Annotated in this window: 11 protein-coding genes and 3 tRNA genes; 7 read left to right on the forward strand and 7 right to left on the reverse strand. The window is 29.7% G+C overall.

What is annotated here, in order from left to right:
• Window positions 1-133: 133 nt before the first annotated feature.
• A complete protein-coding gene (locus M9394_RS00870) occupies window positions 134-1,321 on the forward strand; it encodes a NupC/NupG family nucleoside CNT transporter (protein WP_250250129.1) in 1,188 nt (395 codons plus the stop codon).
• Between the two features lie 207 nt (window positions 1,322-1,528).
• Here the strand turns inward: M9394_RS00870 and M9394_RS00875 are convergent.
• Together M9394_RS00875 and gltX are read right to left on the reverse strand one after the other, a co-directional pair.
• Window positions 1,529-1,601: transfer RNA gene (locus M9394_RS00875), tRNA-Ala, on the reverse strand.
• A 174-nt stretch (window positions 1,602-1,775) separates the two neighbouring features.
• Window positions 1,776-3,182, reverse strand: a complete 1,407-nt coding sequence (gene gltX / locus M9394_RS00880) for a glutamate--tRNA ligase (protein WP_250250132.1) — start codon at window positions 3,180-3,182, stop codon at window positions 1,776-1,778.
• A gap of 162 nt (window positions 3,183-3,344) precedes the next feature.
• Between gltX and M9394_RS00885 the strand changes: the two genes are divergently transcribed.
• Window positions 3,345-3,418 (forward strand) — tRNA-Val (locus tag M9394_RS00885).
• Window positions 3,419-3,442: 24 nt separating this feature from the next.
• Window positions 3,443-3,515: transfer RNA gene (locus M9394_RS00890), tRNA-Lys, on the forward strand.
• A 277-nt stretch (window positions 3,516-3,792) separates the two neighbouring features.
• Here the strand turns inward: M9394_RS00890 and ligA are convergent.
• A complete protein-coding gene (gene ligA / locus M9394_RS00895) occupies window positions 3,793-5,580 on the reverse strand; it encodes an NAD-dependent DNA ligase LigA (protein WP_250250134.1) in 1,788 nt (595 codons plus the stop codon).
• Between the two features lie 371 nt (window positions 5,581-5,951).
• Between ligA and cysK the strand changes: the two genes are divergently transcribed.
• From cysK to ptsI, 3 genes are all read left to right on the forward strand, one after another.
• A complete protein-coding gene (gene cysK / locus M9394_RS00900) occupies window positions 5,952-6,899 on the forward strand; it encodes a cysteine synthase A (protein WP_250247287.1) in 948 nt (315 codons plus the stop codon).
• Between the two features lie 392 nt (window positions 6,900-7,291).
• Window positions 7,292-7,549, forward strand: a complete 258-nt coding sequence (locus tag M9394_RS00905; RefSeq protein WP_250247286.1) for an HPr family phosphocarrier protein — start codon at window positions 7,292-7,294, stop codon at window positions 7,547-7,549.
• Between the two features lie 64 nt (window positions 7,550-7,613).
• Window positions 7,614-9,338: a phosphoenolpyruvate-protein phosphotransferase PtsI gene (gene ptsI, locus M9394_RS00910; RefSeq protein WP_250250136.1), complete on the forward strand. Its 1,725-nt coding sequence runs from the start codon at window positions 7,614-7,616 to the stop codon at window positions 9,336-9,338.
• 466 nt (window positions 9,339-9,804) lie between these two features.
• Here the strand turns inward: ptsI and cysA are convergent, their stop codons facing one another.
• From cysA to cysP, 4 genes are read right to left on the reverse strand one after another with little or no spacing between them, the layout of a single operon-like run.
• Window positions 9,805-10,872 (reverse strand): sulfate/thiosulfate ABC transporter ATP-binding protein CysA, encoded by a 1,068-nt coding sequence (gene cysA, locus M9394_RS00915; RefSeq protein ID WP_250247284.1) that lies wholly within the window; start codon window positions 10,870-10,872, stop codon window positions 9,805-9,807.
• Between the two features lie 21 nt (window positions 10,873-10,893).
• Window positions 10,894-11,754 carry a sulfate ABC transporter permease gene (locus M9394_RS00920; protein WP_420022164.1) on the reverse strand — a complete coding sequence of 287 codons (861 nt, stop codon included), beginning with the start codon at window positions 11,752-11,754 and terminating at the stop codon, window positions 10,894-10,896.
• Entirely contained in the window at window positions 11,754-12,587 is an 834-nt protein-coding gene (gene cysT, locus M9394_RS00925) for a sulfate/thiosulfate ABC transporter permease CysT (RefSeq protein ID WP_250247283.1), read from the reverse strand. Before cysT ends, M9394_RS00920 begins: the two co-directional genes overlap by 1 nt.
• Entirely contained in the window at window positions 12,587-13,609 is a 1,023-nt protein-coding gene (gene cysP / locus M9394_RS00930) for a thiosulfate ABC transporter substrate-binding protein CysP (protein WP_250247281.1), read from the reverse strand. Before cysP ends, cysT begins: the two co-directional genes overlap by 1 nt.
• A 1,199-nt stretch (window positions 13,610-14,808) precedes the next feature.
• Between cysP and M9394_RS00935 the strand changes: the two genes are divergently transcribed.
• A complete protein-coding gene (locus M9394_RS00935) occupies window positions 14,809-15,105 on the forward strand; it encodes a beta/alpha barrel domain-containing protein (protein ID WP_250250138.1) in 297 nt (98 codons plus the stop codon).
• Window positions 15,106-15,527: the final 422 nt, after the last annotated feature.

Genomic DNA, 15,527 nt, shown 5'->3' on the forward strand with positions numbered 1-15,527 from the left:
TAATAACTGCAATGCTATAACATAGAAATAGAGTTTTCATTGAATTGCAAGATGTAAAAATAACTTTATTGAATTGCTGTTTTATATAGAATAATGCAAATAATTTCTGTGTAATATTGCTGGAGTAAAGATTGTGTCTCGCATTTTTCATTTTATCTTAGGATTTACTGCAATAGTAATTCTGTCACTGATTGCCAGTAGTAATCCAAAAAACATTCGTGTACGCTTTATTTTTCAAGTATTAATAATAGAAATTTTATTTGGATATTTTATTTTACATTCCCAATTAGGATCAAATTCTATACGAAAATTATGTACTTTGTTCAATACACTGTTAATTTTTGCGTCAGAAGGAACAAACTTTGTCTTTGGAGGAATGCACGCACAGGGATTAGCTACTTTTTTCTTAAACATACTTTGTCCAATAATTTTCATTTCCGCGCTAATTGGTATTTTACAATATACTCATATATTAATATTTTCTATTCGAATAATTGGAACTATTTTATCTAAAATTAATGGAATGGGAAAGTTAGAATCTTTCAATGCTGTCAGTTCATTGATCTTAGGGCAATCTGAAAATTTTATAGTATATAAAAATATTATAGGAAAAATACCTGCACCACGAATGTATACCATGGCAGCAACTGCCATGTCTACAGTGTCTCTTTCCATAATTGGTGCCTATATGACCATGCTAGCTCCAAAATATGTTGTAGCAGCATTAATATTAAATATGTTTAGTGCTTTTATCATATTATCATTGCTTAATCCTTATGTAGTAGATACAGAAAGAGATCTAGACATCACCGATTTTTACATCAATAACCAAAATATTTTTGAAATTATAGGAGAATATATTTTAATTGGATTCAAAATAGCTGTTACTGTTACTGCAATGTTGATAGGGTTTATTGCGCTTATTTCCGCTCTTAATTTCACATTTAAAATATTATTTAATACATCTTTACAAGAAATTTTAGGATATATTTTCTTTCCCTGCGCTTGGATTATGGGTATACCTGCTGATGAAATACTCCCAGTCAGCAGTATTATGGCAACTAAATTAATTTCTAATGAATTTATTGCAATTATAAACCTACAAACAATTTCTGATGATTTATCGCCTCAAACTGTAGGAATAGCATCAGTTTTCTTGGTTTCATTTTCTAACTTCTCATCTATTGGTATTATTGCAGGTGCTATTAAAGGACTTAATGAAACACAAGGTAATATAATTTCACATCTCGGATTTAAACTAATATATAGCTCCACACTTATCAATATGCTATCTGCTTCAATAGTCGGTTTACTTATATGATGATTATCGCTAACGATTAAATGATAAATCAAATATTTTAATATTATTTAGAGACGAAAACCGCTAATAATCTAAATTGCATGTAGCATGCAATTTAGATTATTAATACAATCAAAATACAATCTCATAAAACAAAAAATAAAATAAAAATACACATGCATTAATATTATGTGATTTAAAAAATTATATAATAATATAAAAAATAAGTGGAGCTAAGCGGAATCGAACCGCCAACCTCTTGCATGCCATGCAAGCGCTCTCCCAGTTGAGCTACAGCCCCATTACAAATCTCCTCTGTTTCTCTGTTTTATACAATCATAATCCCGATGATATTTTTATACCTTTTTGAATAACAATAACTATCAAAATACTATATTATAGATGATATAACCCCAACGTGATAATGAAAAGTCAGTATGTATACAACAGTTATTTTTTGTATTTCCATCTAATACTATGTTGAAATATAGCGTACAGCCTGATCAAGGCGCTCTAATACACGAGACTGACCAATTGCATGTATGGTAATACTGAGCGTTGGAGAACAATCCGTTCCGGTTAATGCTACACGAAGTGGCATACCTATTTTATCTATGCTAGTATTAAATTCATTGACGGTTCCTATAATTATAGATTTAATAATCTCTGGCGTCCAATCAACTATATTGCTGAATTTTTTTCTTAAAAATTTTAATGGTGTTATCGCAACAGGTTTTAAATAATCTTTAGCTACCTTATTATCGAATAAATCAAAATCTATATAAAAATATAGACAATTATTTACAATTTCTTTTAATGTACGCGAACGTCTTGCAAATAATTTTATTATATCAGTTAATTTTGGACCATTTTGTATATTGATTTTTTGTTGATGCATATGCCATGATAAATGTGAAGCTACGTAGTCTATTGGCAAATGATTAATATAATAATGATTCAACCAAAGTAATTTTTCAAGATTTAAAATACTAGGAGATTTACTAATTCTGCTCAAATCAAAATATTTTATCATCTCTTCAATACTAAAAATTTCTTGATCTCCATGCGACCATCCCAATCTTACTAAATAATTAAGTATTGCTTCAGGGAGAAACCCATCATTACGATATTGCATAATACCCAATGTTCCACGGCGTTTTGATAGTTTTTTTAAATTATTATCTAATATCATTGACACGTGAGCATACGTTGGTATTGGAGCTCGCAATGCTTTTAAAATATTAATCTGACGCGGAGTATTATTAATGTGTTCTGCACCTCGTATGATGTGAGTAATTTGCATATCCATATCGTCTATTACAACGCAAAAATTATATGTTGGAGAACCATCGGCTCGGCGAATAATTAAATCATCCAATTCCTTGTTATTAAATGTAATTGTACCTCTGATTTGATCATGAAATATTACTACGCCTTCCTGAGGATTACAAAAACGTACCACATAAGAACTAATACAAGAATTATGTATAACCGTAGATTTAAAACGACAATAACCATCATATTTAGGTTTTTCTCCGTTTTTTATTTGATTTAATCGCAACGATTCTAACCTTTCTGACGAACAATAACACTTATAAGCCATATCGTGCTGAATCATATAACTTATTATACTATTGTAACGACTAAACCTATCAGTTTGAAAATAAGGACCTTCATCCCAATTTAAACGAAGCCAATTCATCCCTGCAACAATCAGATCAACTGTATCATCTATAGAACGTTGCGAATCAGAATCTTCTATACGTAATAAAAATTTACCACCTTGCTTTCGAGCAAACAACCAAGAATATAAAGCAGTACGAATATTGCCAATATGTATGGAACCTGTAGGACTGGGTGCAAATCGAGTTTTAATATTCATAAAAATTAAGTACCTGACTGTAGATAATCATCAAATTTTCATTTGAGTCAATACAAAATGAAATTTGATTTTCACATTAATAAAAACAATTAAAAAATCTCTATTTTTATAAAAACCCATTGACTCGTATCAATGAATCCATATAATTCAATTCAACAGAAAAGGTGATTAGCTCAGTTTGGCAGAGCATCTCCCTTACAAGGAGAGGGTCGGCGGTTCGATTCCGCCATCACCTATTTTATCGTTCTAAATTTTAATTTGGGTCGTTAGCTCAGAAGGTAGAGCAGTTGACTTTTAATCAATTGGTCGCAGGTTCGAATCCTGCACGACCCAAAAATCGTTTATTTTCTATCATATTAACAATTTTATCGATTACTAGGAAAACAGTTCAATATCCGCTACCTCTCAACCAAAGCATCCGATTTTAAAATGAATACATTTGTTTAAAATCGGATGTAAACAACAAAAACTCTCTTAAAACACAGTTAACATGTATTCGTCGCCCAATTTGGATTTGCATCCTTTTGATTATTCATCATAGATATTTTCTAATATACACAACTCCAATTTTAACATACCTATAATTTTTAATCTTTTAAATTCCTCATTTTCATGTAATAACACGTAACTGAATACCAATAGCCGGATCAATTAAATCTTGAACATTTTTTAAATTGTCTGGATTTCTGAAAAAATGATATATGTTATTAGCTATAATTGGCCCCACATATTTCAAATTTGATAATGATTGTAAATCAGCAGCGGCCAAATTTTCTATGGTTTTATAAACAATAGCTAAATTATTAGCTATTGTTTCGCCTACACCATAAATACCTAATGCATATATAAAACGAGCCAAAGTGATTTTTTTAGAATCCTCGATAGACCTTAATAAACGTTCAATATTTTCCAAACCAAAGCCCTCTAAACAAAGTAACTTATTTTTATTTAAACGAAAAACATCAGATGAAGTAAATATTAAACCTTGATTAACTAATTGATCAATAATTCTATTTCCCATTCCATAAATGTTCATTGCTTTTCTAGAAACAAAATGCTCAAGCGTTGCTTTTCGTTGAGCAAGACACGTTAATCCAGCCGTACAGCGCAATATTGATTGATTGTGCCATGTTTTAATACGAGACCCGCATACCGGACAAAATCGGGGTAATTCTATAGTTTTTACATGATCGGTGCGTTCTGATAAAATTACTTCTACAATTTTAGGAATCACATCACCAGATCTTTGTATACGAACTGTATCGCCAATCATTAATCCAAGCCTTTTAACTTCATTGATGTTATGCATGTTTACTTTTCTAATTGTAACATCAGAAATTACAATAGGCTCTAAATAAGCTATTGGGGTAATAATACCTGTTCGGCCAACTTGGAAAATTACGTTATCTACTTTAGTAGAACTTATTTCCGAAGGAAATTTATAAGCAAGGGCCCAATAAGGTGCTTTAGATCCGCAACCTAATTTACTTTGATATGTGCAACTATTTACCTTAACAACTATTCCATCAATGTTAAATTCCAAATTGGATCGTATTGTTTTTATATAAGAATAATATTCTAATACTTTATTAACTCCGCTCATTAAACGAATATAATTATTAATTGGTAAACCCCAATTTTTGCATAATTGTAATCGTTCCCAATGACTGTCTGGTAATTCCTTTTCTCCACAATAATTACTAATACCATAACAATAAAAACTTAATGGACGTGTGGCTGTAACACTAGGATCTAACTGACGCAACGAACCAGAAGCAGCATTTCGCGCGTTAGAAAAAGGTTTGTTACCTTGTTGTATCGTTATTTTGTTTAATTGTAAAAAACATAATTTAGATATAAATACTTCTCCTCTAATTTCTAATAAATATGGTAATTTGTCATATTTATTAGAATCTAATTTTAAATACATGGGTACTGCACGAATAGTGCTTATATTTTCAGTAACATCCTCTCCAATTTTACCATCACCTCGAGTTGCCGCATAAATCAATTTCCCCTTTTTATACAATAAACTAACTGCCACCCCATCTATTTTTAATTCACAACAATATGACATAATATGATTAGCATGAAGTTTAATTTTTATTCGTTTATCAAATGACAACAATTGAAACGATGCAACAATGCTATTTAAAGATAGCATTGGCACCTTATGATGTATTTTTTTAAAATTATATTGAGACACACCTCCTATACGTTGAGTAGGAGAACTTTCTGCAATCAAATGAGGATAAATTTGTTCTAACTGATTTAATTTTTCTAACATCGCATCATACTTTTCATCGGATACTGCAGATTCATTTTTTGTATAGTATAAATATTCCCAATGACGTAATTTTTTTCTTAATTTTTGTATTTTTTGTTTAGCAAATTTCATAATATAGATATCTCAATTATATGGGTTGCGATAATTAATTCATATTGAAAATCGTTATTTTTATTTACATGTGATTTAACATTTTATGATGAAAACATCTTCAAACATACAGTTGTTTAATGTAATCATTGTTAAAATATCAAGAATACCAAATTAATTTTTTATGAATTATCTATACCAACAAGATGTCAGAAATATTATTGAATATTGAATATACGTCTATAATTAATGCATAATAATCAATTTTATTCCAATATTTATATCAGAATAAAAAAATTATATTTTTATTTGATCCAAACTATATTTAAAAGATATTCTATATCATAAACCCATCATTGTAGTGCTGCATAACACTTGAGGAATTATTAAATATGTACAAAATTTATCAAGATAATTCTTACACTATTGGTCATACTCCATTAGTCCGTCTTAATAATATTGGCAATGGTCATATTGCTGTTAAAATAGAATCTAGAAATCCTAGTTTTAGCGTTAAATGTCGTATTGGCGCTAATATGATTTGGGATGCAGAAAAAAGAAACTTATTACAATTAGATACGAGACTTATAGAAGCAACGAGTGGTAATACTGGAATTGCTCTAGCTTACGTAGCGGCCGCGCGACATTATAAACTAACTTTAACCATGCCAGAAACCATGAGCGTTGAACGTCTTAAATTAATTAAAGCTCTAGGAGCCGAAATTATATTGACAGAAGGATGCGATGGAATGAAAGGAGCTATTGCTAAAGCAGAAGAAATTGTTGCTGCTGACCCTAAACATTATTTATTATTACAACAATTTAGCAATCCTGCAAATCCAGAAATTCATGAAAAAACCACAGGACCTGAAATTTGGAATGACTCGGACGGACAAATAGATATATTTGTAGCTGGAGTTGGCACAGGAGGTACTATCACCGGAGTTGGGCGATTTTTCAAACATACAAAAAAAAATAAAAAAATTATTATCGTGGCAGTAGAACCAGAAGAATCTCCAGTCATTACCCAGACATTATCAGGTCAAAACATAAAACCAGCACCACATAAAATCCAAGGTATTGGTGCTGGTTTTATTCCAAAAAACCTCGATTTAACTTTAATTGATCATGTAGAAACAGTAACCATAGACGCAGCTGTTAGCTACGCTAAATATTTAATGGAAAAAGAAGGAATTTTAGCTGGAATTTCTTCAGGCGCCGCATTAGCAGCAGCGGTACAACTACAAAAAAACAAAACCTATGCCGATAAAAATATAGTAGTTATACTTCCATCGTCTGGTGAACGATATTTAAGTACTGTATTATTTTCAAAGTTATAAAAAAATAAATTTTTATTTTCTATTAACATTCAAAAAAAATAGAAAACATTCATGTACGGTGTTTTCTATATTTATTTTTTACATAGATAAAAACAATTTGTATATTTTATTTATTGCAGAATTTATAATAATATTGAATTAATTACATTATGTAAATAGAATACTATCTTTTTAAGACATTAAAAAAATTAGGAGATCCAATGAAAAATATCTGTAATACATATTCTATTTTGAATGTGATATACATGGAAAAGAAACAAAAAATTAATAGATTATTTATACGTATAACAGTTTCATTCGCCTATGTTTCATCAATAAAAAATATTTAATTTTAGTAAATTTATATAAAAAATAATATTTGTATCATATTGTTAAATTAAATGGAGATAAAAATGTATCAAAAAGAAACTATAATTACTGCTTCCAATGGTTTACATACCCGTCCAGCTACTCAATTTGTAAAAGCAGCAAAAAAATTTAATTCTGAAATTACAGTAATCTCTAACGGGAAAAAAGCAAGCGCTAAAAGTTTATTTAAACTACAAACATTAGGTTTAAGCAAAGGATCTATGGTTGTCATTTCTGCCGAAGGAACAGACGCAGAACAAGCAGTACAACATTTAATCGAGTTTATTACTGAACTTAAATAAATACAATATAATCAATTAATATTCGGATAATTACACTATTTATAACTCTAATGAAGGTAGAATTATGATTTCAGGAATTTCAGTATCACCTGGCATCGCCTTCGGAAAAGCGTTGCTATTACAAGAAAAAAAAATCCTTATCAATTTAGAAAAAATCAATATTGGTACTATTGAACAAGAAATTAATCGATTTCTTTCCGGACGTGCCGAAACTTCCAGGCAATTGAAAGAAATTAAAAATAAAGTAAAAAAACAGTTGGACTCTAAAAAAGAAGCTATATTTGAAGGCCATATTATATTACTAGAAGATGAAGAACTTGAACAAGATATTATTACTCTTATTAAAGAAGAATTATTCAGCGCTGATGCTGCTGTACATTCAGTCATTGAAACCCAAGCAAAAGCTTTAGAACAACTAGAGGATGAATATTTAAAAGAACGTGCTACTGATGTACGAGATATTGGAAATCGTTTATTAAAAAACATTCTAGGAATTCCAATTATCGACTTAAATTCTATTACTGAAGAAGTGATCATTATTGCGGTAGATCTTAGTCCATCAGAAACTGCACAATTAAATTTAAAAAAAGTTTTGGGATTTATTACTGATGCCGGTGGGAAAACTTCACACACCTCTATTATGGCGCGTTCTTTAGAACTACCAGCCATCGTAGGAACTGGTATAATTACAAAAAGAGTGTCCAATGGAGATCTTATAATACTCGACGCCTTAAATAATAAAATTTACATCAATCCAACCCCAAACATCATTAAAAATATAAATACATTAAAAAAGAAATATGTTTCTGAAAAATATAAACTAACTAAATTAAAGAATCTCCCAGCTATTACTCTCGACGGACGTCAAGTACGAATATGCGCTAATATCGGTACGATACACGATATAGTTAGAGCTAAAGAAAACGGAGCTGAAGGAATAGGATTATATAGAACTGAATTTTTATTTATGAATCGTAATGCATTCCCCACAGAAGAAGAACAATTTAAAGCTTATAAAAACGCCGCTGAATCCATGATTAACGAAGCTGTGGTCATACGTATTATGGATATTGGGGGTGATAAAAGTTTACCTTACATGCACCTCCCAAACGAAGAAAATCCATTTCTTGGATGGCGCGCAATTCGTATTATGTTAGACAGAAAAGACATATTACATACTCAATTACGCGCTATCTTACGAGCTTCCTTTTTTGGTAAATTGCGCATAATGTATCCTATGATTATTTCAGTAGAAGAAGTAAAAACTTTAAATACAGAATTAAATTTTTTAAAAACACAACTACGTCAAGAAGGGAAAAAATTTGACGAAAATATTAAAGTAGGTGTCATGATCGAAACTCCTGCTTCTGCAATTATCGCTCATCATTTAGTTAAAGAAGTAGATTTTTTCAGTATTGGCACTAACGATTTAACTCAATATACACTTGCAGTAGATCGTGGCAACAAATTAATATCTCATCTATATAATCCCATATCTCCGTCTATTCTAATATTAATTAAAAAAGTAATTGAAGCTTCACATACTGTAGGGAAATGGACAGCTATGTGCGGAGAAATGGCAGGAGATGAACGTACTACTCTACTGTTACTGGGAATGGGGTTAGATGAATTTAGTATGAGCTCTATATCTATTCCACACATAAAAAACATAATCCGTAACGCATATTATCGCGATGCAAAAAAATTGGCACAAAAAGCATTGAACTATTCAACCACAGAATCATTAATGCATTTACTTACGCATACACATGTATCAAATAATACATAAAAATTATAAAACTATTCTTTTGTCAAAACATTATTGTGATTATAAACATATAATTTAACAATAGAAATTTTTTATAATTTTACAAATAAATCATCGGATAGTTTATTTGAAAATATTAAACCTAGTCCCATGCTTACATTTTATACACAAATAAAATAACCACCAATATAACGTATGAATAAAAACAATCTATTTCATAAATAGAATCAGCAATAATATATACAAAAAATTTTTTAATTGGCTATATATCTTCTTACAACATATTTTAAAATCTGATTACTCAGATATCTGAGTACCACAAAATTCATAAATAAAAAAACCTAACTCTTATATACAACGATAAATATGAAAATTATCAATTATCTACACACACTATCTACACCAAAACCATGCGCTAAATAAACCATACACTTGAAAACAATATTTACTACTAATTACATAAGTTACAGAATCTCAAAAAAAATAATTACAACATTATTTCCCCTGAATATAATCGTGCATTACGTCCGCTTAAATAACAATATGCACCGCATTCTGGAACACCAAAAATATCTTTAATTCCTAAAATTATAGTCAATAAATCTCGATGCCATCCTAAAGGCTCTACACTTAATTGCCAATAATAACCATGTAAACTGACATTCACAATCTTAGCTGGTAACGGATAAAGCACATTATGCTCTTTACTCATATCCATCTCCCACGGACGAAAAAATAATTCTACTTTCCCTTGTAAAGCTGGAATATATGGTAAAGACCAATGATAAGGCCCAATAAATAATTCCGATCCACACACTACTCCTTGTAAACAATTCACTTCACTTATAAACTCTAAAACAAAACGAGTAGCCGGCACACACCAAATATCCTTAGGTGTACCTATCTGCTCAATAACTCCTCGATTCATCACTACTATTCTATTAGCAACTTCCATAGCTTCTTCTTGATCATGTGTAACAAAAACACTAGTGAATTTAAATTCATTATGTAACTTGCGAAGCCAACGACGCAGTTCTTTTCTAACTTGTGTATCTAATGCGCCAAATGGTTCATCTAACAGTAAAATTTCTGGTTCAATTGCTAAAGAACGAGCCAGAGCTACACGTTGCTTTTGACCCCCAGAAAGTTGAGTAGGATATCTATTTGCCAAACGTTCTAATTGAACCATACTTAATAATTGCGTAACTTTTTTGCTAATTATATGAGAATTTGGACGTTTATGGCGTGGCAACATTCTTATTCCAAAAGAAATATTATCTGATACTGTCATATGACGAAACAAAGCATAATTTTGAAAAACAAAACCAACATGACGATCACGTGCACTAAGATGACTAACATCTTTACCTCTAAAACGCAAACAACCACTATTATAATGTTCTAGCCCAGCAATAATACGTAGTAATGTGGTTTTTCCAGAACCGGATGGTCCTAATAACGCTATTATTTCTCCAGATTCAATATGTAAAGAAACATTAGTCAATATTTTATCATGACCAAAAAATTTAGTGATTCCATCTATCTCAATGCTCATTTCTTATCCTTGATCATAATATTAATTAATACGTTTTAAACGACTTTGTAAATAATGTTTAATAAACAACATAAGAATTGAAATACAAGCTAATAATGATGCCGCAACAAATGCGCCTACAGCATTATAATCTTGATATAATAATTCTACATACAACGAAACAGTATATGTTTCACCCCGTATTAATCCTGATACTATAGATACTGCTCCAAATTCACCAATAGCACGAGAATTAGTAAGAATAGCCCCATATAACAAAGCCCAACGAATATTTGGAAAAGTAACATATCGAAACATCATCCAACCAGATGCTCCAAGAAGTATCGCTGCCTCATCTTCCTGTCTTCCTTGATTCACCATCATAGGAACAAGCTCATGCACCACAAAAGGACAAGTAACGAAAATAGTAACTAACACTAATCCTACCCATGTGAATATTATTTGTATATTATGTAAATGTAGCCAATTTGTTATTATATTATTGTTTGCATAAAGCAATAAATACAATAATCCAGCAATTACTGGAGAAACAGCGATAGGTATATTTATTAATATATACAACAACTGTCTTCCATAAAATTTAAAACGAGTCACTAACCAAGCCATTAATATACCAAAAAATACATTAATAGGTACCGTAAATAACGCTACAATAACCGTCAAAAAAGTAGCATGTATCATATCTTGATTTATTAAATTTACTATTACTATTTTTAGACCTTCTGAAAAAGCAGATACAAAAATCACAATTAAAGGAACTAACAATAACATTATTGATATAAACATAGTGCAACTAATTAGAATCCATTGGTTCCATTTAATGCCACTGTTATAATTGTTGTTGTAATTTCTATTGACATAATTATTCAACATACTGATCATTAGGATCCCTTAAACCTCCGGTTTATTCGTAATTGAAACATACTAGTAAAAAATAGTAATAATAAAGAAATAATTAAAATTACAGAAGAAATAGCACTGGCAGCTGGGTAATCAAATTCCTGTAAACGAATAAAAATAATTAAAGAGATAACTTCATTTTTCCAGGCAACATTTCCAGCTATAAAAATAACCGCACCAAATTCACCTAAACTTCGTATGAACGACAACACTACGCCATACAACCAAGCTGGTGCCAATTCTGGAAAAATTACATTACAAAAAATTTGCCAATGATCAGCTCCAAGAGTTTCTGCTACTTCTTCGTATTCTACAGTAAACTCCTCTAGCACCGGTTGTACGGTTCGTACTACAAATGGAATGCTTGTAAAAATCATAGCAATAGATATACCTATCCACGTATACGATACTGTGATGCCAAATCGAGATAACCAAGACCCATACCAACCTGACGTTGAAAACAATGTTGCCAAAGTTAATCCCGCCACCGCGGTAGGCAAAGCAAAAGGTAAATCTATTAACGCATCTAACAATTTCCGACCAGGAAATTGATATCTAGTTATTACCCATGATACTAACAATCCAAATATAGCATTAAATAATGTTGCTGCCCCGGCAGCTAATAAGGTAATTTTATAGGAAACCAATAATGCTGGATCTGTAATTACATCCCAATATTGAGAAAAACTCATTTGGGATAATTGCATAACTAACGCACTTAAAGGTAATAATAGAATCAAACAAACAAACAATAAACTTCCGCCCAGTGCTATACCAAACCCAGGTAAGGTATGTTGAGACGAAGAAAATAACATCAACGATGTCCTATTGATAACAATTGATCTAATTCACCACCACGTTTAAAGTGCGTATTCATAACAGCATTCCAATTACCAAATTGATCCTCTACTCTAAATAATTGACCCCCAGAAGATCCATTCGGACATATTTGAGCAATGTCAGTGGTGTTGACGCGGTACCCAAACTTAGTAATAATCTTTTGTGCTGAAGGGATATATAGGTAATCTAAATAAGCTCGTGCTACATCTTTGGTTCCATTTCTAATGACGTTTTTATCTATCCAAGTCACCGGAAATTCTACCAAAACATTCGGAGTGGGTATAACAATTTCATAATTATTACATCCATATTGACTTCGCACTAATTTTGCTTCAGATTCAAAATTAATTAATACATCTCCTTGATTACGATCGACAAAAGTAGAGGTAGCAGCGCGTCCTCCAGTATCAAATACCTCTACATTTTTTAAAAATTTTTGCATCCAAATTCGAGTTTGCTCTATATCTCCGTCGCTATTTTTTAAGAAACAATGCCAAGCTGCTAAATAAGTATAACGTCCATTACCAGAAGTTTTAGGGTTAGGAAATATTATTTTCAATCCTTCATTAGTTAAATCATGCCAATTATAAATTCCTTTTGGATTACCTCGTCTCACCAAGAAAGCCATAGTTGAAAAAAATGGCGAACTATGATTTGGAAATCGATCTTGCCAATTTTTAGGAATTAAGTGTCCGCGATCACACAAAATTTGTACATCTATCACCTGATTATATGTCACCACATCCGCGCGCAGTCCCTGTAATATAGCCATAGCTTGTCTAGTAGATCCTGCATGAGATTGACGAATAATTAACTTATCTTCAGGATGAAGATCCTTCCAATATTCGATAAAATCAGAATTAATCTTTAAAAATAATTCTCTAGACACATCATAAGAACTATTTAATAAAATAGTTCCATGTATTGGAACGCAAAAAACACAGTATAATAATGCTGTCACTTTAATTATTTTAAAAATAGTATGCATAATAATCATATATATATATCCGAATACAAACATACCTACTCAAAATAAAGATTTTCCTTCCAGTTGATAGAATATCATTACATAATACATGCATAATTAAGACATAGACTACACGCACATTTGTACTTGCACACAAGTTTTGTAACCAATTATTAATTAAATGAAATGTAAATCAATCATATTTGATTAATTTTGTCTATACTGCTCTCTGCAAAATACTACCATATTCAATATTATAATTTATACTAAAATATAGTAATATTATCTTTATTTTTAAACTATATAAAAAGATTTTATATAAAGATATATAGATAATTTAAAACATGATTTCTACATATAAATATAGATATTTTCGTTAACTCGACTTAAAACCTAAAATCATTCTCAATATGATCATATAATAATTAAAATTAAAAAATAATTCTGTTGTAATAAATTATTTATATAACAAATGATTATCTTTATATATTGAGACTTTCGATTAATTTTATACAATTTAAGCGATACTTATTATAGTTAATACTACAATAAAAATTTGTGCTGTACTATAATTGTAATCTAAACAAAATAGCCCGTTGCAAAAGAAAAATAAAAAATAATAATTTTAAATAAATTCAAATATTATTTTTTACTATTAATTAGTTATGTGCTACACAACATATAATTTTGTTATGGAAAGATCATACAATATAAAAAATTAAACCGCCTACATAATCTTAAATTCCATTACACATGACATAATAACACTCACACTTCAAAATCATTGCTTATGATGTATTATTAGTAATATGACATTAATCAGATAATATAATGTACTTTTGTTACACTCTACAAAATGAAACCTCATGAACTTAACGTTTAAAAAATTACTTCAATCTCAATAATCTTTACAGTTATATAATAAAATTACAATCAGCATTAAATTGTGATGTTAATAATAATTTTTACTATTTTAATACAATCACCTGACATACAGATGTACGCACATTAATTAATAGAGTGTTTATAGATACACAATGTTCACGCATCTTATATTGAGATATATGATACAACTTGTATAATATACATATTATAAAACATGTTTTGATAGAAATAAAACATACAATAAAATATATTTATGAGTATAAATATATTTTATTGTATGCATTTAAAATGATTGTAAATATCGTTAATATTACCCAATTACAATACGTAATACGGAGTCAGTAGTGAATCAAACAAATAATTTAAAAAAAATTTCTGTAATTGTAGAAAATATCAAAAATATTGACACCATTCGATATTGCCATCCACATAACAATACTATTACTAATCCGTTTCTTACTCTAAAACCATTTTTTTTCAGTTCTCATTGCAAATTAAATGAATATACAATAATTTATACTATAAAAAAAGATGATGTTACACGTATTAGCACAATTAACACAATAAATGAGTTAAAAACTCATATCGACACTAAAATTTTAGACAATATTCCAGGGCATGCCTTCATAAAATGGATATAATATCTTCTTCTAATAAATATTTTAGAATAAAAAAATACTACAGATTTATCGCAATCTATAAAAATCAAAAGACAGATCCAGTTTATTTTATTATAAAAATCATTATCAATTGGAAAAGCATAAAAAAAACAACAGAATTACAAACAAACAATATCCAAATCAATTTAATACTTTTACTATCTTTATATCAAAAACGCATATGTACCACATTAAATCTATGTTTAATACATCCATTTATAAAGCTTATTTATAACTGGTATAGTCAAAATGTACTATTCAGTATTTATAATTATACTAACATCATACAAAAAATAAATAAAAATTATTTTGACCATAATAAATATTACGAAAATAATATTTCTATAAATACTAATTTATGTACAGATGACCCAATAATAATGGTTACAGATGAATATGATTGC

This window comes from Candidatus Blochmanniella camponoti (assembly GCF_023585825.1).
GTDB lineage: Bacteria > Pseudomonadota > Gammaproteobacteria > Enterobacterales > Enterobacteriaceae > Blochmanniella > Blochmanniella camponoti.

Excerpts from the sequence above, each read along its gene's own strand:
- gltX (WP_250250132.1), bottom strand. The coding sequence starts at position 3,182 with ATGAATATTAAAACTCGATTTGCACCCAGTCCTACAGGTTCCATACAT.
- ligA (WP_250250134.1), bottom strand. The coding sequence starts at position 5,580 with ATGAAATTTGCTAAACAAAAAATACAAAAATTAAGAAAAAAATTACGT.
- cysK (WP_250247287.1), top strand. The coding sequence starts at position 5,952 with ATGTACAAAATTTATCAAGATAATTCTTACACTATTGGTCATACTCCA.
- M9394_RS00905 (WP_250247286.1), top strand. The coding sequence starts at position 7,292 with ATGTATCAAAAAGAAACTATAATTACTGCTTCCAATGGTTTACATACC.
- ptsI (WP_250250136.1), top strand. The coding sequence starts at position 7,614 with ATGATTTCAGGAATTTCAGTATCACCTGGCATCGCCTTCGGAAAAGCG.
- cysA (WP_250247284.1), bottom strand. The coding sequence starts at position 10,872 with ATGAGCATTGAGATAGATGGAATCACTAAATTTTTTGGTCATGATAAA.
- M9394_RS00920 (WP_420022164.1), bottom strand. The coding sequence starts at position 11,754 with ATGATCAGTATGTTGAATAATTATGTCAATAGAAATTACAACAACAAT.
- cysT (WP_250247283.1), bottom strand. The coding sequence starts at position 12,587 with ATGTTATTTTCTTCGTCTCAACATACCTTACCTGGGTTTGGTATAGCA.
- cysP (WP_250247281.1), bottom strand. The coding sequence starts at position 13,609 with ATGATTATTATGCATACTATTTTTAAAATAATTAAAGTGACAGCATTA.